The 17,015-nt window shown below is 69.7% G+C and carries 16 protein-coding genes and 1 pseudogene; 7 read left to right on the top strand and 10 right to left on the bottom strand.

What is annotated here, in order from left to right; translation table 11 throughout:
- Nucleotides 1-35 precede the first annotated feature (35 nt).
- Nucleotides 36-152: pseudogene (locus OG819_RS05515) on the bottom strand (LuxR C-terminal-related transcriptional regulator); the annotation flags it as partial.
- Between the two features lie 80 nt (nucleotides 153-232).
- Complete coding sequence (locus OG819_RS05510; protein ID WP_266628671.1) at nucleotides 233-805, bottom strand: cob(I)yrinic acid a,c-diamide adenosyltransferase; 573 nt, start codon at nucleotides 803-805, stop codon at nucleotides 233-235.
- 190 nt (nucleotides 806-995) lie between these two features.
- On the opposite strand from OG819_RS05510, the gene OG819_RS05505 reads away from it, so the two are divergent.
- The 4 genes from OG819_RS05505 (at nucleotide 996) to OG819_RS05490 (ending at nucleotide 6,610) form a co-directional block, all read left to right on the top strand.
- Nucleotides 996-2,270 carry a transposase gene (locus tag OG819_RS05505; RefSeq protein ID WP_266648292.1) on the top strand — a complete coding sequence of 425 codons (1,275 nt, stop codon included), beginning with the start codon at nucleotides 996-998 and terminating at the stop codon, nucleotides 2,268-2,270.
- A gap of 117 nt (nucleotides 2,271-2,387) precedes the next feature.
- On the top strand, nucleotides 2,388-3,236 hold the full coding sequence (locus OG819_RS05500; RefSeq protein WP_054233213.1) for a 3-hydroxyacyl-CoA dehydrogenase family protein: 849 nt from the start codon (nucleotides 2,388-2,390) through the stop codon (nucleotides 3,234-3,236).
- Nucleotides 3,237-3,429: 193 nt separating this feature from the next.
- A complete protein-coding gene (locus OG819_RS05495; RefSeq protein ID WP_261707178.1) occupies nucleotides 3,430-3,753 on the top strand; it encodes an STAS domain-containing protein in 324 nt (107 codons plus the stop codon).
- A gap of 268 nt (nucleotides 3,754-4,021) precedes the next feature.
- The gene (locus OG819_RS05490; RefSeq protein ID WP_266648290.1) at nucleotides 4,022-6,610 is read left to right on the top strand and encodes an ATP-binding protein; all 2,589 of its coding nucleotides are present in this window, start codon (nucleotides 4,022-4,024) and stop codon (nucleotides 6,608-6,610) included.
- A 96-nt stretch (nucleotides 6,611-6,706) separates the two neighbouring features.
- Here OG819_RS05490 and nucS read toward each other — a convergent pair whose 3' ends face one another.
- Nucleotides 6,707-7,378 carry an endonuclease NucS gene (gene nucS, locus OG819_RS05485; RefSeq protein WP_266431380.1) on the bottom strand — a complete coding sequence of 224 codons (672 nt, stop codon included), beginning with the start codon at nucleotides 7,376-7,378 and terminating at the stop codon, nucleotides 6,707-6,709.
- Between the two features lie 244 nt (nucleotides 7,379-7,622).
- Here nucS and OG819_RS05480 point away from each other — a divergent pair, with 244 nt between their 5' ends.
- Complete coding sequence (locus OG819_RS05480) at nucleotides 7,623-8,015, top strand: SCO5389 family protein (protein WP_101400700.1); 393 nt, start codon at nucleotides 7,623-7,625, stop codon at nucleotides 8,013-8,015.
- Between the two features lie 261 nt (nucleotides 8,016-8,276).
- Here the strand turns inward: OG819_RS05480 and OG819_RS05475 are convergent, their stop codons facing one another.
- Complete coding sequence (locus tag OG819_RS05475; protein ID WP_266648288.1) at nucleotides 8,277-9,305, bottom strand: LLM class flavin-dependent oxidoreductase; 1,029 nt, start codon at nucleotides 9,303-9,305, stop codon at nucleotides 8,277-8,279.
- Between the two features lie 220 nt (nucleotides 9,306-9,525).
- On the opposite strand from OG819_RS05475, the gene OG819_RS05470 reads away from it, so the two are divergent.
- The gene (locus OG819_RS05470) at nucleotides 9,526-9,858 is read left to right on the top strand and encodes an ATP/GTP-binding protein (protein WP_266431374.1); all 333 of its coding nucleotides are present in this window, start codon (nucleotides 9,526-9,528) and stop codon (nucleotides 9,856-9,858) included.
- A 22-nt stretch (nucleotides 9,859-9,880) separates the two neighbouring features.
- Here the strand turns inward: OG819_RS05470 and OG819_RS05465 are convergent, their stop codons facing one another.
- From OG819_RS05465 to OG819_RS05455, 3 genes are all read right to left on the bottom strand, one after another.
- Nucleotides 9,881-10,726 carry an ABC transporter permease subunit gene (locus tag OG819_RS05465; protein WP_266628686.1) on the bottom strand — a complete coding sequence of 282 codons (846 nt, stop codon included), beginning with the start codon at nucleotides 10,724-10,726 and terminating at the stop codon, nucleotides 9,881-9,883.
- Nucleotides 10,723-11,958 carry an ABC transporter ATP-binding protein gene (locus tag OG819_RS05460; RefSeq protein ID WP_266628688.1) on the bottom strand — a complete coding sequence of 412 codons (1,236 nt, stop codon included), beginning with the start codon at nucleotides 11,956-11,958 and terminating at the stop codon, nucleotides 10,723-10,725. Before OG819_RS05460 ends, OG819_RS05465 begins: the two co-directional genes overlap by 4 nt.
- A 214-nt stretch (nucleotides 11,959-12,172) precedes the next feature.
- On the bottom strand, nucleotides 12,173-13,072 hold the full coding sequence (locus OG819_RS05455) for a hypothetical protein (RefSeq protein ID WP_266648287.1): 900 nt from the start codon (nucleotides 13,070-13,072) through the stop codon (nucleotides 12,173-12,175).
- 783 nt (nucleotides 13,073-13,855) lie between these two features.
- Between OG819_RS05455 and OG819_RS05450 the strand changes: the two genes are divergently transcribed.
- The gene (locus tag OG819_RS05450; RefSeq protein ID WP_266648286.1) at nucleotides 13,856-14,125 is read left to right on the top strand and encodes a hypothetical protein; all 270 of its coding nucleotides are present in this window, start codon (nucleotides 13,856-13,858) and stop codon (nucleotides 14,123-14,125) included.
- A 4-nt stretch (nucleotides 14,126-14,129) separates the two neighbouring features.
- Here the strand turns inward: OG819_RS05450 and OG819_RS05445 are convergent, their stop codons facing one another.
- From OG819_RS05445 to OG819_RS05435, 3 genes are all read right to left on the bottom strand, one after another.
- Nucleotides 14,130-14,900, bottom strand: a complete 771-nt coding sequence (locus OG819_RS05445) for an ABC transporter permease (RefSeq protein WP_266648285.1) — start codon at nucleotides 14,898-14,900, stop codon at nucleotides 14,130-14,132.
- A gap of 2 nt (nucleotides 14,901-14,902) precedes the next feature.
- Nucleotides 14,903-15,853, bottom strand: a complete 951-nt coding sequence (locus OG819_RS05440) for an ABC transporter ATP-binding protein (RefSeq protein WP_266648283.1) — start codon at nucleotides 15,851-15,853, stop codon at nucleotides 14,903-14,905.
- Between the two features lie 218 nt (nucleotides 15,854-16,071).
- On the bottom strand, nucleotides 16,072-17,007 hold the full coding sequence (locus tag OG819_RS05435) for a cellulose-binding protein (protein WP_266628696.1): 936 nt from the start codon (nucleotides 17,005-17,007) through the stop codon (nucleotides 16,072-16,074).
- Nucleotides 17,008-17,015 lie beyond the last annotated feature (8 nt).

Raw genomic sequence — 17,015 nt, 5'->3', positions numbered from 1 at the left:
ATAGGTCTGGACCAGTGTGACCGCGAGTCGAGTCGGATCCCCAACTCCTCTGCCAGTACTGCCGCTTGGACCCTGCTCCGCAGCTCCAGCTTCCCCAGCAGTCGGCTGACGTGGGTCTTCACCGTCGCCTCCGCCATGTCCAGCCGGCCCGCCGAAGAAGTCCTGGTGGCAAGGAGCGGGCCCGCCGACCTCACTGGGTCGGCGGGCCCGCTCGTGTCGTCGTCCGGGCGGGTCAGCGCTCGCCGCCCGGGACCCACAGCACATCCCCGGTCTCCTTGTTCGCCGTGCGGGCGAGGATGAAGAGCAGGTCGGAGAGCCGGTTCAGATAGGTGGCGGTCAGCGGGTTCATGACGTCCCCGTGTACCTCCAGTGCCGCCCACGTCGACCGCTCGGCGCGGCGGACGACCGTGCACGCCTGGTGCAGCAGCGCCGCGCCCGGGGTGCCGCCGGGCAGGATGAAGGAGCGCAGCTTCTCCAGCTCCTCGTTGAAGCGGTCGCAGTCCGCCTCCAGCTTGTCGATGTAGAACTGCTCGACGCGCAGCGGCGGGAACTTCGGCTCCTCGACCACCGGGGTCGACAGGTCCGCGCCGACATCGAAGAGGTCGTTCTGCACCCGGGTGAGGACCGCGACGATCTCCGCGTCGAGGCCGCCCAGGGCGATAGCCGTCCCGATCACCGCGTTCGCCTCGTTGGCATCCGCGTAGGCCGAGATCCGCGGATCGGTCTTGGCGACCCGGCTCATGTCCCCGAGAGCGGTGGTGCCCTGGTCGCCGGTCCTGGTGTAGATGCGCGTCAGATTGACCATGGGGCCAATTTAGACGGTCTCGCGAGGGGTGCCGACGTGTGACTGAGCACTGCTTCGGCGCCTCTGCACCGTTCCTCTCAGGCGTTCGATTCCGTGCGCATGTTCTCCCTTCGTACCCGTGTCCTTGCATCGGGAACGGCGTTAATCGGAGTGGAGTCCTGGCTGCGCTCGGAATGGAAGGTGGTGAACCATGCTGGTGGGCAGGAAGTACCGCCTCGCGTTCACGCCGGGGCAGGTCGAGATGGCGGAGGAGTTCGGCAATATCTGCCGGGCGGTATGGAATACCGGGCTCGAGCAGCGCCGCGAGTACCGACGCCGAGGTGCGTGGGTCGGCTATATGCAGCAGGCGCGTGAGGTGGCCGAGGCGAAGGTCGAGCACTCCTGGCTGAAGGCCGCGCCGTCCCACATTCTTCAGCAGACGCTCCGGGACTTGGATAAGGCGTGCCGCAGGCATGGCACATTCCGTGTGCGATGGAAGTCCAAGCAGCGATGGCAGCCCTCGTTCCGGTTCCCCGACCCCAGACACCTTTCGATCGAACGGCTGGGGCGCAAGCGGGCCCGGGTGCGCCTGCCGAAGTTCGGGTGGGTGACCTTTCGGTGGTCCCGCCCGCTCGGCGGCGCGGCGAAATCAGCCACCGTGACCCGCGACGGCAAGCACTGGTACGTCAGCTTTCTGGTGGAGGACGGCGTCAAGGCGCCCGCCGTGTCGCTGGAGCGCGGCCGGAGGGGTGTAGACCGGGGAGTTGTCACTCTGGCCGCCACCAGTGACGGCCAATTCCTTGACCGTAGCTTCGTCTCTCCTGGTGAGGCCGCACGGTACCGGCGGCTCCAGCAACAGCTTGCCCGCACTCGGAAGGGATCCGAGAGGCGAAGGGCATGCCGGGCGAAGATGAGGGTCATCATGCGCAGGGTTCGCGACCGGCGCCAGGACTTCCATGCGCAGAGCGCCCGTCAGATTGTGGACGGCAATGCCCTCGTGGTCCTCGAAGACCTCAACACCGCGGCCATGACCGCCACTGCCAGGGGATCCGTGGCGGAGCCCGGTGTCAGGATTCGACAGAAGTCCGGACTCAACCGTGCCATCCTGGACAAAGGCTGGCATTCCTTCGAATTGGCGGTTCGCAACCGCGCCCGACGTACCGGCGCCACGGTGCGCACGGTGAACCCCGCTCATACGTCAACGACGTGCCCTGTTTGTGGGCATGTGCATCCGGACAATCGCAAGAGCCAAGCGAGGTTCGTGTGCACCGCCTGCGGTCACAAGGAGCACGCTGACACAGTCGGCGCGAAGAACACACTGGCCCGCGGGCATGCGGGTCACAGGGCGTGGAGACCTCGGCGTCAGCCGGTCCGTGAAGCGCCAACCAGCGTGAAACCGCAAGGAATTAACGCACCGACCGCTGAGGTCGGAATCCCCCTGGCTTCGGGCGGGGGAGGATCGCCAAGTCCGTCAGCTGAGACGTGACGACCGTCTCACGGCGTGAGACCGTGACACGCATTACTTACTCCTCACACAGGCCCTCACGAGCGCTAGTGTCCGCCCGAGAGGCAGATATAAACAGCGCGTCAGGGGAGTCGCACAGTGGCAGGGAAGCTCGCCGTCATCGGAGCCGGGCTCATGGGGTCCGGTATCGCCCAGGTGTCCGCGCAGGCGGGCTGGGACGTCGTTCTGCGCGATGTCACCGACGAGGCGCTCACGCGCGGCATCGACGGCATCAAGGCCTCGTACGACAAGTTCGTGAGCAAGGGCAGGCTCGAGGCGCACGACGCCGATGCCGCGCTCGGCCGGATCACCGCGACCACCGATCTCGACGCCGCCGCGGACGCGGACATCGTCGTCGAGGCCGTCTTCGAGAAGCTCGAGGTCAAGCACGACATCTTCCGCGCGCTCGACAAGATCGTGCGGGACGACACCGTGCTCGCCTCGAACACCTCCGCCATCCCGATCACCAAGATCGCCGCGGCCACCGAGCGCCCGGAGCGGGTCGTCGGCGTGCACTTCTTCTCGCCCGTGCCGATGATGCAGCTGTGCGAACTGGTGCGCGGCTACAAGACGAGCGACGAAACCCTCGCCACCGCACGGGAGTTCGCCGAGTCCGTCGGCAAGACCTGCATCGTCGTCAACCGTGACGTGGCCGGCTTCGTGACGACCCGCCTCATCTCGGCGCTGGTCGTCGAGGCCACCAAGCTGTACGAGTCCGGCGTGGCCACCGCCGAGGACATCGACCTCGCCTGCAAACTGGGCTTCGGTCACGCCATGGGCCCGCTCGCCACGGCCGACCTCACGGGCGTCGACATCCTCCTGCACGCCACCGGCAACATCTACACCGAGACCCAGGACGAGAAGTTCGCCCCGCCGGAGCTGATGCGCCGGATGGTTGACGCCGGTGACATCGGGCGCAAGAGCGGGCAGGGCTTCTACAAGCACTGAATCACGCGAGTCATCAAGCATCACCCGTCACGGAAACCGCACGTGCCTCTGGGGTTTCACCCCATGAGGTGAATTCGGTATCGGTTCGCTCACAGACGGCAACCTCTGCGGCCTCAAGGCAGTCAGACGGTGCACACGCAAAACGCAGACTGACGCTGACGCAGACTACGAGACGCACTCTCGGGGAGCGCATATGTACATCAGGGGCGACCACGCCGAGCTGGTCGTCGGGGGCCGCCTCGACGTACGCAGCGCGGCGGACGCCCGTACGGTCCTGCACTCGGCCGTCGACGACGGAGCCGGCGACCTGGTGCTGGACCTGTCCGAGCTGGACTCCTGGGACGCCACCGGCCTCGGTGTCATCATGGGGGCCCACCGAAGGGCCGGGCGGTGCGGCCGACGGCTCGTGCTGCGCGGCGTACCACCACAGATGCAGCGTCTGCTGGTGGCCACCCGACTGCACCGGATCCTCGCGATCGAGGGCGGCATCGGAGTCGAGTCACTGCCCCGGGTGTGACCCGGCGCACGCGTCCTGAAACGGCGTACGAAAACGTACCTCGCGCACAATCCTCACGAGACTGTGACGTCTCGGGCGGCGCGGTACCCCGACCTGTCGGAGATACTGTGCGCAGGTTTAGGGTTCGGCTGCCCGCCACCCGAAACCCTACGAGCGGGCACCGGACCAGAAGCGACAGCGCGGTGTGCAGCAAGGCCGGGAGGGGCCTGGGTGTCACCGGACTCCCGGCGACAAGATCCGCACACGACGCTTTTGGGGGGCTTGGAACATGGACCCGAACAACCGGGGACCCGAAGAGTACGGCCATGACAACGACGGCCAGGCGCCTCGCTCGCGCCCGCCACGTGATGCGCTCACCGCCGACCTGGGCCAGCACACACCCGCACTCGCCCGTACCGTCCAACTCGTCTCGGGCGACTTCCTGCTCACCGTCAACCCTGTCGACGGCAGTGAGATAGAGGTCTGCCCGCCGGGAGAGCGGCCGCAGCGGCCCACGAAGTTCAGCGCGGCCGAGCGCGCCGAACTGGCTCGCGCCGCCCTGCCGCCCGTACCGCCGGGACCCGCCCGGCCCCGACTGCCGCTCCTGGAGCGCCAGGAGGAGCGCGAGCGGCTCGTCCGCCTGCTGGCGCGCGGGCGTTCCGTACGTCTCACCGGCCCCGCGGGCTCCGGCCGCACCAGCCTGCTCGACGCCGTCGCCGACGACTGCGCGGACCTCGCCCCCGACGGCGTCGTCCGCCTCTCCGGATACCGGCGCACGGCGACCGACCTGCTGTACGACCTGTTCGCCGCGGTTCACAACGCGCCCCTGTACCGCCCCGAACGGGACGAACTGCTCGAATTCGTCCACGGGATCGGCGCGGTCGTCGTCCTCGACGACGTGGAGATCGGTGGCACCGCGCTCGACGAACTCCTCGACGCCACACCCGAGTGCGCCTTCGTCATCGCCGCGACCCCCGACGTCCCCGCGCCGTCCACCGACTCCCTCCTCGAAGAGATCTTCCTCGGCGGACTCGACCGCAGCGGCGGCCTGGAGCTCCTGGAGCGGACCGTCGGACGCGTGCTGACCGAGGAGGAGGCGAACTGGGCGGGTGACCTCTGGTTCGAGTCCGAGGGCCTGCCGCTGCGCTTCATGCAGGCCGGCGCCCTGCTGCGGCAGCGCGACCAGCTGCAGGCCAAGGAGAGCGCCTTCGACGACTTCGGCGTCTTTCAGGACGCCCCGGTCGACCTGCCGGTCGACGCGCCCTTCGAGGCCGCCGACGGCCACGACGTACCGCTGCCCTCGCTCGCCGAGGGGGCCGCGCCCGCCGCACTGCTCGCCTCCCGGCTGAGCGGGTCGGCCCGTGCCACCCTGCGCTTCGCCATCGCGCTCGGCGGTGAGGTGCCGCACCAGACGCATCTGCCCGCCCTCGTGGACGACACCCACGCCGACGCCGCGCTCGCCGAACTGGCGGACTGCGCGCTGGTCTCCCCGGTCGGCTCCCGCTACCGGCTCGCCGCCGGTGTGCAGGCGCAGCTGGAGGCCGCCGGGTACGCCGACGGGGTGGAGGAGCAGGCCCGCACCGCGGCCCAGCACTACACCTGGTGGGCCGGACATCCCTCGGTCACCCCGGAGCGGGTCTGTGCCGAGGCCGACGCCGTGCTCGCCGCTCTCACCGTCCTGGTGCCGCTCACCACGCCCCCGGCCGACGAGCAGGACGAGAGCGTAGCCGTGCAGCTGGCCCGCACGGCCGCGCCCGCGTTCGCCGCGGGACTGAACTGGAACGCCTGGGAACGCGCGCTGCACTTCGGTGCCGAGGCCTCCCGGCTCACTGGTGAGGTCGGCGAACAGGCCTACTTCCACCACGAGTTGGGGATCCTCGCGCTCTGCGGCGGCGAGTTGGACCGGGCCCGTGCCGAGCTGGAGGCCTCCATCGGGCTGCGCGGCGCCCTCGTCGACAAGCGTGGCACCGTCGCGGGCCGTCGCGCCCTCGCACTGGTCGCCGACCGCTCCGGGGCCGTACTGCCCGGCGGGCGTACGGCGGCGGGCGAGGAGGTGCCCGACGCGCGGCACGAGGAGTCGGCGTCGCCGCCCGGTGGCGTACCTGCCGCGTTCGTACTGTCCGCCCCGGCCGGGGAGCCCTCGACGCTGGTCACCAACCGGGTCGAACCGGGCCCGGCGTCCAAGCGCGTGGGCGTCGGCAGCCGTCTGGTGACCGGCACCCGGCGCAACCTGGTGGCCGCGGGCGCGGGCGCGCTCCTCGTCGCCGTGCTGGGCACCGTGGTGACGCTCGGCGCGACCTCGAACAACAACACCGACAACCCGTCCGAGAAGGTCGGCGTCAACCCCTCGGCCAGTCAGGGCAGCCAGGACGGCAGCCTCGGCGCCGACAAGGCGAAGAAGGGCAGTGGGGACGACGGCGACGCGGCCGTGGTGACCGCGCCGACCGATCCGGGCCCCGACGGCACGTACGGGACCTCGGACGACCCGACGCCGCCGACGAGCACGAGCCGGCAGCCTTCGGACAGTCCGAGTGGGACGAAGGGGGGAGGCGGAGGCGGTACGTCGACGTCGCCGTCCAAGTCGCCCTCCAAGACCCCGTCGAAGACGCCGACCAAGACGCCCTCGCAGACTCCGTCCAAGACGCCGACCCAGACGCCGTCGGACACACCGACGCCCACTCCGACGCCCACTCCGACGCCCACTCCGACGCCCACTCCGACGCCCACCCCGACGACGACGCCGTCGACCACCGACACCGCCAGTGGCCCCGCCTCCAGCGTCCCCGCGAGCACCACTGCCAGCGCTCCGCAAAGCAGATCCGCGAGTGTTCCGGCGAGCGGTGGTGCCGACGGTTCGCCCGGTGGCTCGGTGATCTGAGTACCGCGACACGAGTGAGGGCCGGGTCCGACATCGGACCCGGCCCTCACTCGTGACCGGCGAACTACATGGCCGATTGAGTCAAAGTCGTTCGAATCAGAACAACCGCAGCTTGTCGTCCTCGATGCCGCGCAGCGCGTTGTAGTCCAGGACCGTGCAGCCGATGCCGCGGTCCGTGGCGAGGACGCGGGCCTGCGGCTTGATCTCCTGGGCGGCGAAGATGCCGCGGACCGGCGCGAGGTGCGGGTCGCGGTTGAGCAACTCCAGGTAGCGGGTGAGCTGCTCCACGCCGTCGATCTCGCCGCGTCGCTTGATCTCGATGGCGACGGTCTGGCCCTCGCCGTCGCGGCACAGGATGTCGACCGGGCCGATGGCCGTCATGTACTCGCGGCGGATGAGTGTGTAGCCCTCGCCGAGGGTTTCGATGCGGTCGGCGAGGAGCTCCTGGAGGTGCGCTTCCACGCCGTCCTTGATCAGACCGGGGTCCACTCCGAGTTCGTGCGAGGAGTCGTGGAGGACTTCCTCCATCGTGATGATGAGCTTCTCGCCCGCCTTGTTGATGACGGTCCAGACGCCCTCCTCGTCGCCGGAGCCCTCCTTCAGGGTGCAGGGCGGCGACATCCAGTTGAGGGGCTTGTAGGCCCGGTCGTCAGCGTGGATCGAGACGCTGCCGTCCGCCTTCACGAGGATGAGACGGGGGGCCGACGGGAGATGGGCGGTGAGCCGGCCCGCGTAGTCAACGGAGCAGCGGGCAATGACGAGACGCATGGTCCGCAACGCTACTCGACGGGCAGAGGTCCACGCGATTCGCCCTGGAAGACGCCTGTTCGGTCGTGGCTGATTGTGGGCCTAGTGAGAGTTCGCTATGTGGGCATTCTCCTGGTGCCGTCACCGTACGTTGCTTACCGTATAAACGGGAGGTCGCGATGCGTGTACTCAGAGTGTTGGACATCGCGAATGTCCCTTACCTGTCCGGCAACCCCCGAGGTCTGGGGGTGCGAGAGGAGAACCCATGTCGCTCGACGTCTCACCGGCCCTACTCGAGAAGGCCGAGCGAGGCGAGGTCGACGAAGCAGAATTCGTCGACTGCGTCCGGACCTCCCTGCCCTACGCATGGGAGATGATCAGCTCCCTGGTGGCTCAGCTGAAGGTGGACGGCGGCAACTTCGCCGACAACCAGACGCCTCCGCCGGACGAGCAGGCGCGTGGCCAGCTGCTGCGTGCGCTCGCGAGTGACGCGATACGCGGCGCGCTGCAGCGGCACTTCGGTGTGCGGCTGGCCTTCCAGAACTGCCATCGGGTGGCGGTGTTCCCACTGGACGCCTCAGTGGACGACACGCTGGCACGCTTCACCTCGGTGCGCAGTCAGCTGCTGAACCAGTCGCCGGAGTTCCGAGACTGCTGACGTGACGCCTTGATGCTGAATTGCTTGCCGCTCCGTACGCGGGAGGTGCATTTGTACGGGGCGGCAGGCTCCCCCAGGGTCGCCGGGTCCCCTGGCCGACGGCGGGACGCGGATCGTGAGTGGGTGTGTGCGTCGGGTCGGGGAGACCGAGTTGTCCGGGCCGCGGGGCGGGACAAGCCGGTTGTGGGGCCCTGGAGAGCGTCGGTGGGCCCAGGGCGCCCGCACCCTCTCCCGGGCCCACGTCGTCCGCGGTGAACCGTCTCAGCCGAGGTGGGGGAGTACCTCGGTGCCGAGCCGGTGGACGTTCTCCTCTGTGGCCGCCAGATCGCCGGAGCCCTCGACGAGGAGGGCGAAGCGGGAGATACCGGTGCGCTCCGAGGTGGCGGCGAGACGGTCGGCGCACAGGCGCGGCGTGCCCACCGGGTGCAGCCCGCAGAGAAGTTCCGTGTACGCCAGCGGGTCCCGCATCGCGCGGGCGCGGCCGTCGACCGTCACATGCGCCTCCAGCCCCTGCCTCAGCCAGCCCGGCATCGCCTTGAGGAGCGTCTCGACGGCGTCGGTGCGACGGTCCGCGATCTGACAGACGCCGGCCGAGACATGGGCCGCGCCGAGAATCTCGTCCGTCGAACGGCCCGCCACACGCGCCAACTGTCGCCACAGGGACACCATTTCGGCCTTCTCCTCGTCACCGACATGCATGCCGAGGAGCATCGGTAGTCCCCGCTCGGCGGCGAGCCGTACGCTCGCCGGTGAGGTGCAGGCGACGACGACCTCGGGGCCGGGGGAGCAGCTCAGCGCCTCCGACGGCCGGGGCACGACGGGCACTTCACGGAACCTGAACCGCTCGCCGCGCCCTTCCACGGACGGCTCGCGCAGCCAGCGCACCAGCAGATCCAGTGATTCCGGGAACCCCTTCTCGTACGCCTCGAGTCCCGAGCCGAAGACCTCCAGGTCCACCCAGGGTCCGCCCCGCCCCACGCCCAGCGTGAAACGGCCGCCGGACGTCACGTGCAGCAGCGCGGCCTGCTCGCCGAGGGAGACGGGGTGGACGGTGGGCAGTACGCTCACCGCCGTACCGACGCGGATGCGGCTGGTGCGGCCCAGCAGCAGGGCGGCGAGGGTGACCGCCGACGGGCACGTCCCGTACGGTACGAAGTGGTGCTCGGCCAGCCACACCGCGTCGAGCCCGGACTCCTCGGCGACCTCGGCCGTGCGCACCGCCCGGTGCAGGGCCTCCCCCTGGCCCTGGCCCGGGAACTGGGCCGCCAGTACAAAACTTCCAACGTGCATGGTGCTTTCCTGCTTCCTCGGCTCCGACGCGGAGCTCCCCCACCGGCATAACCGCCCGACACGTGCCGAGGACACGGCCTGTCGGAGGGATTTGCGGATTGTCTGCAGAATGAGTCGACGGGAGGGCGATCTGAGGGGGTTGGCGGAGTACGACTACCCCTGTGCGCGCCGCGTAGGCTGGAGAAGCCCCTGCTCCCTGTATAGCTCCGTGAGGTGTCCTGTGTCCCCGCGTCGCAACCGTCCCAAGGGTTCCGACTCCTCCGGCCGGAGCGCGGAGGACGACCGCTCCGGGAGGTACGGCGGCTGGCAGTCCACGGAGAGCTGGCAGGGCGAGGAGTGGAGCGTGCGTCATGTGGCGGGCGCCAGCGCCGAGGGCAAGACCTATCGCTGCCCGGGCTGCGACCAGATGATCCCCTCCGGCGTTCCGCACGTGGTGGCCTGGCCGGAGCACTCGGGCGTCGACGACCGCCGCCACTGGCACAAGGCCTGCTGGAACGCGAAGGACCGCCGCACCTCGAGGGTGCAGCGGCCCCGTAACGCGCCGAAGTTCTAGGCGACTTCAGGTGGGAGCGGCCTCACACGTCCCGGCGCTCCAGCAGTAGGTACGCGCCGGCGATCGCCGCCGCCGTCACTCCGGCGAGCAGGCCGAGCTGTGCGCCGCCGCCTCCGTTCTCGCTGTCCAGCTCGAAGACCTTGGCGAGGGCGTTGGGAGCGGCGTACTCCTGCATTTTCTCGCCGATCGTGCGCATGCTCTGGGACATCATCAGGAACGCGGGCATGATCGCGGGTACCAGCACGACGCCGAGCATCGTGGTGATCGCGCCCGCCGAGTGCCGCAGCATCGAGCCCACCGCGAGCGACAGGACGCCGAGCAGCGAGACGTACAGCGCGCCCTTGATGACCGTGCCGCCCCACGAGACGTTCGAGGAACCGCCGTGCATGGCCGAGGTCATGAGGCCGACCAGGCCTATGGAGAGCGCGGAGACTGTGAACGCCACCGCGAAGAAGATGATCAGCTTGGCGGTGAGCACCCGGTGGCGCTGCGGCGAGGCCGTGAACGTCGTCCGGATCATGCCCGTGCCGTACTCGGAGGAGACGACGAGGACGCCCAGCGTGATCAGGCAGATCTGGCCCAGGATCAGCCCGAAGAAGGCCGGGACCGTGTACGGCACGTCGCCGAAGTCGGAGTCCTGGGTCTGCGCGGCGACCAGGAAGCCGATGCCGACCACCAGGAGCACGAAGGTGCCGAGCGTCCACAGCGTGGAGCGCACCGACTTGATCTTCGTCCACTCGGAGGCGAGCGCGTGGCCGAGGTGGGTGCGGGTGACCGGGATCGGCGAGCTGTACGCCGTGCCGGGCGCCGCCTGCCAGACGGGGGCCCCGGCGGTCTGCTGCGGCATCGGGGGCGGGGGCGTGCTCATCGGGCGTCCTCGGGCTTGGTCAGGTCGGCGGCGGCGGGCGCGGCGGGCGCCGGGAGCGCGGCGGGCGGCTGCGCGGGGGTCTGCGGCGAGGGCTGGGCGTACGGGTTGACGTCCGCGGAACCCGGCGCACCCGGGGTGCCCGGAGCGCCGTAGGGACCCGCCTGTGGGGCGCCCTGCGGCATCGCGAACGGCTGCCCGCCCTGCTGGGGCGGCGGCGGTGCGTACCAGCCGGGCTGGCCCTGGCCCGCGACCGGCAGCTGCGGCGGCGGCATGGCACCCGGCGGCAGCTCCTGCTGGAGCCCGGCCTTCTGGTCGATGGTCGAGCGGTAGTCGACGGCGCCCTGCGTCATCCGCATGTACGCCTCCTCCAGCGAGGCCTGATGCGGAGAGAGCTCCCACAGGCGTACGTCGGCGGAGTGCGCGAGGTCGCTGATACGGGGCAGCGGCAGGCCCATCACGCGCAGCGCGCCGTCCTGCTCGGGCAGCACCTGGCCGCCCGCCTCGGTGAGCGCGGCGGTCAGCTTCTCGCGCTGCTGCGGCTCGGTCTCCGGGGTGCGGACCCGGGCGAAGTCGGCCGAGTTGTGCGAGATGAAGTCCTTGATGTTCTGGTCGGCGAGCAGCTGACCGCGGCCGATCACGATCAGGTGGTCGGCGGTCAGCGCCATCTCGCTCATCAGGTGCGAGGAGACGAAGACCGTGCGGCCCTCCGCCGCGAGCGCCTTCATCAGGTTGCGGACCCAGAGGATGCCCTCGGGGTCGAGGCCGTTGACCGGCTCGTCGAAGAGCAGCACCTGAGGGTCCCCGAGGAGCGCGGCCGCGATGCCGAGCCGCTGTCCCATGCCGAGCGAGAAGCCCTTGGAGCGCTTCTTGGCCACGTCCTGGAGCCCGACCACGCCGAGTACCTCGTCCACCCGGCGGGCCGGGATGCCCGACAGCTGGGCGAGGCAGAGCAGGTGGTTGCGGGCGTGCCGACCGCCGTGCACGGCCTTGGCGTCGAGGAGCGCGCCGACCTGGCGGGGCGCGTTGGGCAGCTTGCGGTAGGGGAAGCCGCCGATGGTGACCTGCCCCGAGGTGGGGTTGTCGAGGCCGAGGATCATCCGCATCGTTGTCGACTTGCCCGAGCCGTTGGGCCCGAGGAAGCCGGTGACGGCACCCGGCCGCACCTGGAAGGAAAGGTTGTACACGGCTGTCTTGGCGCCGTAGCGCTTCGTCAGGCCGACTGCCTCGATCATTCTCCGCACCCATCGAAAGGTTCAGGACGTCGGGGCGCACGCCCCCGTAAGGGTTAGGAGAATATCGGGGCGCTGACGGTTCCACTCAAGAGAAAGTAAAAATGTGCAGGTCACGCGAGGGGCGGGTGAGGTAAGGGTCTCACCTGGAGCCTTACCCGCGCCCCTAGCCTTTGTCAGGTACCCGTCGTGCCTGGTCAGGCCGGAAACGCACCCTTCACGCCCGACGGGGGAGCGAGCCGTCCAGCGGCGGCAGGTCGTCGTACAGCCGCAGCTCGGCCGTGTCGTCGACGTACGGCAGGAAGTCCGTCTGCGGCAGTACCCAGCCCTCCTCACCGAAGACGAGCGTGCCCCGCTCGCGCAGCGCGCGGTCGGCTCCGGCGCGCCGGACCCAGCTGGCAGGGTCGGGGCCGAGCAGCTCACGCAGCCGCGCGGAGCCGGCCAGCAGCGCGGCGAGCAGCTCCGCCTGGTCGCCGCCGCCCGGACGCGGCTGCTCGGTGGCCGGGTCGGCGAGCACCCCGTGCGCGCTGAAGTAGATGTACGCGCCGCCGAGCCGCTCCCCCGAGGGCATCGTCATCGCGAAGGCGTCGCCCGGGAGTATCGCCCGCCGGTAGTCGGGGAACTCGGTGTCGTCGACCGCCTTCAGCTGCGTCGAGTCCAGCCAGGTGACGACGAGCGTGGTCTCAGCGCGCGGGTCGACGTACGGCGTCCCCGCCACGTACCCCGCCGGACTGATGTGCCCCGAGCAGCCCACCCCGATGCCGCGCACCCGCACCGGCACCATCGGCACCGTCGCCGGGATACCGAGCCGGGTCAGCTTGTGGGCGACCTGGCCGGGGGAGGCGTTGGAGCCGACGGCGATCACCGGGTAGCGGTGCCCGGTGCCGACCTGGCCGAGGTCGGCGAGCGCCTCGTCGAGCCGCTGCTGCTCCTGGCGCTCCTCCACGTACCACTCGCCGAGCCGCAGCGGCCGTACGTCGAGCTGGAGCAGTTCGCCGCCGGTCAGCAGCGAGGGTTCGGTGGTGGGACGGCCGGGGTAGGTGAGCGGCTGCTTGGCGGGCACGTCGTCCAGTCCCAGCGCCTCGAGGGTTCTGCGGGGCGGGTTGTTCGGCTTCATGGGCGTAGCTACTTATCAGGCCTTCTCGTTTGGTGTGGCGGAACCGGAAGGCCGCGACACTTTCCGGTGAGTGTTTCCGCTGGGGTGGCGGAGCACAATTGTGGACGCGGTAGCGTGCGTGGTGTCGAGGGTTGGAGCATTTCCGGCCTCATTGAGAATCCGCCCCGTGCCCAGGAAAGCGACGCGGGGTCCCCGCCCCGCCTGGGTCCACACCGGGCGGAAAGTGTCCGGCGGGGCGGCTACCCCAGTTTCCGAACCGTCGCGGCCAGCGATGGTGCAGGCGGCAGGTACCGCACACGATGAGCACCCGTACCGTACCCAGCGGCGACGGCATGTGGCCCATTGGCAGGAGTCCATACCCTGCTCAGTGCAACGGGCCGCTTTCCAGGGGGATCCGAGCACACCGGGAACTCCCAGGAAACCTCAGCTCGTCTGCGACACTTCGGTCCTTCGTCGTCATGGTCTGTCTGTCGTACAGCCGTCCAGGCGGAGGCCCCGAGCTGCCGCTCTCTGCTATAGCGCGGCCATCCAGCAGTGATAGCCAAGCTGCTGGAGCAAAGCGGGGTTCTCGCACCCGCTCGGCGGTCGGGAGGATCATCGCCGGACGGACATAAGCGCCGTCAAACTCCCCGGAGCGATCCAGGGGAGAGTCTCCGGTCAATTCGACGGAGAGAGCTCCAAAAGCAGTGGCTGAAGGTCCTCGGCCGCGAGCCAGTCGAGCCCGCCCAGCGGGTTGGCCTGGCTCGCGGCCGGTTTTTTTGTGCCCCGGAGGGCCTGGCGCCGGTGGCCGCACTGCCGTTCCGGCGCATCCAGGGCAAGGACCTGTCCGGCTCGTACGGAGTCAAGCTCCTCGTGCGGCTGACGGCGCGGACCGTGGGCCTGGGCACCGAGGTCGCCGACGAGCGCTGGTTCGACCTGGAGGCGGGCGAGTTCGAACTCGGCCGCTTCGTGTCGCTCCAGCCCGACCTGGACAAGGACGTATGGCGCTGGGAGGGCTGGACGGACTTCGACGCCCTGGAACCCCACCCGAACGGCGAGAACCCCGGGCCCTGAGTGTTTAGGCGTCCCGCCTCTTCAGCACCAGATAACCCCCGAGGAGCGCCGCGACCACCCACAGCACCATGATCGCGAGGCCGCCCCAGGGTCCGTACGGGGTGTCGTCGCCGATCGGGGTCACCACTCGCATGATCTTGCTGCCGGCCTGGTCGGGCAGATAGCGGCCGATCTTCTTGGTCGCGGACACCGCGCCGAGGATGTTGGAGATCAGGAAGAAGAACGGCATCAGGATGCCGAGCGAGAGCATCGGGCTGCGCAGCATCGTCGCGACGCCCATCGAGAAGACCGCGATCAACGTCATGTAGAGGCCGCCGCCGAGCACCGCGCGCAGCACTCCGGGGTCGCCGATCGACGCGCTGTGCGTGCCGAGCGCCGCCTGCCCCAGGAAGAAGGCGATGAAGCTGGTGATCATGCCGACGGCGAGGGCGAGCCCCGCCGCCACCGCGACCTTGCTGAAGAGGAACGTGCCGCGCTGCGGGACCGCGGCCAGCGAGGTGCGGATCATGCCGGTGCTGTACTCGTTGCCGACCACGAGCACCCCGAACACGATCATCGCGAGCTGACCGAGGGTCATCCCCGCGAAGCTGATGAACGTCGGGTCGAAGGAGAGCCGGTCCCTGTCGCCCATCTTGTCGAACTCGTTCTTCGATAGCAGGGAGATCAGGATGCCGAGCGCGATGGTGACCACCGCGGCGAGGCTGAGCGTCCACACGGTGGACGCGACGGACCGGATCTTGGTCCACTCGGACTTGAGGACCTGGGTCGCCGCCATGCTCAGGTCTCCTTGTCCCAGCCGCCGCCCCACTGCTGGGACGGGGCCTCGGTGTGCGCGTGGTACTCCACCGACTCCGCGGTGAGCTGCATGAACGCCTCCTCCAGGGAGGCCTGCTGAGGGCTCAGCTCGTGCAGCACGAGCTGGTGCTGCGCGGCCAGCTCACCGATGTGCTCGGACTTCGGGCCGTCCACCTCCAGCGTCCCGCTGCCGGCCTCGACGACCGTGATCCCCGCCCCGTGCAGGACGTCGAGCAGCCGCTCGCGCTGGGGGGAGCGGATACGGACGTACGACCGCGAGTTCTGCGCGATGAAGTCGGCCATGGAGGTGTCGGCGAGGAGACGTCCCTGGCCGATGACGACGAGGTGGTCCGCGGTCAGCGCCATCTCGCTCATCAGATGACTCGACACGAAGACCGTACGGCCCTGGCCGGCCAGCGACTTCATCAGGTTGCGGATCCAGTGGATGCCTTCGGGGTCGAGGCCGTTGACCGGCTCGTCGAACATCAGGATCCGCGGGTCGCCGAGGAGCGCGGCCGCGATGCCGAGTCGTTGACCCATGCCGAGCGAGAAGCCCTTGGCCTTCTTCCTGGCCACCGAGGTGAGGCCCACGGTGTCCAGGACCTCGTCCACCCGTGCCCTGGGGATGCCGTTGCTCTGGGCGAGACAGAGGAGGTGGTTGAAGGCACTGCGGCCACCGTGCATGGCCTTGGCGTCCAGCAGGGCGCCGATGTACTTCAACGGGTCCTTGAGGTGGTCGTAGTGCTTCCCGTCGATGCGTACGTCGCCCGCGGTGGGGCGGTCGAGGCCGAGCATCATTCGCATCGTCGTGGACTTGCCCGCGCCGTTCGGACCGAGGAACCCCGTCACGATGCCGGGTCTGACGGTGAAGGTCAGATGGTTGACCGCCACCTTCTCGCCGTACCGCTTGGTCAGCCCCTCGAGCTCGATCATGCGGCCACGGTAGGACGGGGTCCGGGGCTGTGCCACTTGGGCGGGAGCGTGTTCGCCGCCTGTTCACCGGTCTCCGACCGCTGCGCCATCGTGGCTTGTCGCGCCCACGCGGCCCAGCCGCGAAATGTCACAGCCCCGCGCCCCTTTCGGGGCACGACAACGGCCCGCATCCCGAGGAGGGGTGCGGGCCGGAGCCGATACCAGGAACTGGACCGGAACTACCGGGTCTGCTGGGCCGGAACCCCGCGGGAGATCGGCTCGTCCTCGGCCGGCGTGCTCGTGGCGGCCACCGCGGCGCCCGTGAGCGTCGCGAGCATCTCGCGGACGTTCGTGAGCTGCGCGTTGATCGAGTCGCGACGGTTCGTCAGCGCCGCCAGCTCGCGCTCGGATTCCGAGCGGATGCGGTCGGCCTTGGCGTTCGCGTCGGCCACGATGTCCTCGGCCTGGCGCTGGGCCGTCTCCACCGTCTGGCGGGCGCGGCGCTCGGCGTCCGTGCGCAGCTTCTCCGCCTCCAGGCGCAGCTGCTCCGCGCGGTGCTCGATCTCCGCGAGGCGCTTCTCGGCCTTGGCCTGACGCGACGCCAGGTCACGCTCGGACTGCTCGCGGCGCTTGGCGAGGTTCGTCTCGAAGTCGGCGGCGGCCTGCGCGGCCTTGGCGCGGGTCTCCTCGAAGAGGGCGTCCGCCTCCTCGCGCTTGGACTGCGCGTCCTTCTGCGCCTCCTGGCGCAGCTGCGAGGCGTCGCTCTTGGCCTTCTCGACGATCCGGACGCCCTCGTCCTCCGCCTTGGACTTGCGGTCCGCGGCGAACGACTCCGCGTCGTTGCGGACCTGCTGGGCGGCCGATTCGGCGAGCTCACGGTGCTGCTCGGACGCGCGACGGGCCTCCTCGCGCAGATCCTTCGCCTCCTCCTCGGCGAGGCGGAGGATCTTCTCGACGCGCGCGCCGAGACCCGCGTACGACGGCTCCGCGTCGCTGACCTGGGCCTGGGCGTTCTGCGTCTCGAGGTGGAGCTCCTCGATGCGCTTCTCGAGAGCAGTGATACGGGCCAGAGCGCTGTCACGGTCGGAGACGAGCTTCGAAATGCGTTCGTCCACCTGAGCGCGGTCGTACCCACGCCGCACAAGCTCGAAGCCGTAGGGGGAAGTGTCGCTCATGGGGTTCC

It is taken from the genome of Streptomyces sp. NBC_01549, assembly GCF_026339955.1.
In the GTDB taxonomy this organism is placed as follows: Bacteria; Actinomycetota; Actinomycetes; order Streptomycetales; family Streptomycetaceae; genus Streptomyces.
The sequence above is the reverse complement of the archived record's forward strand: the minus strand, read 5'-3'. Positions and strand labels throughout refer to the sequence as shown.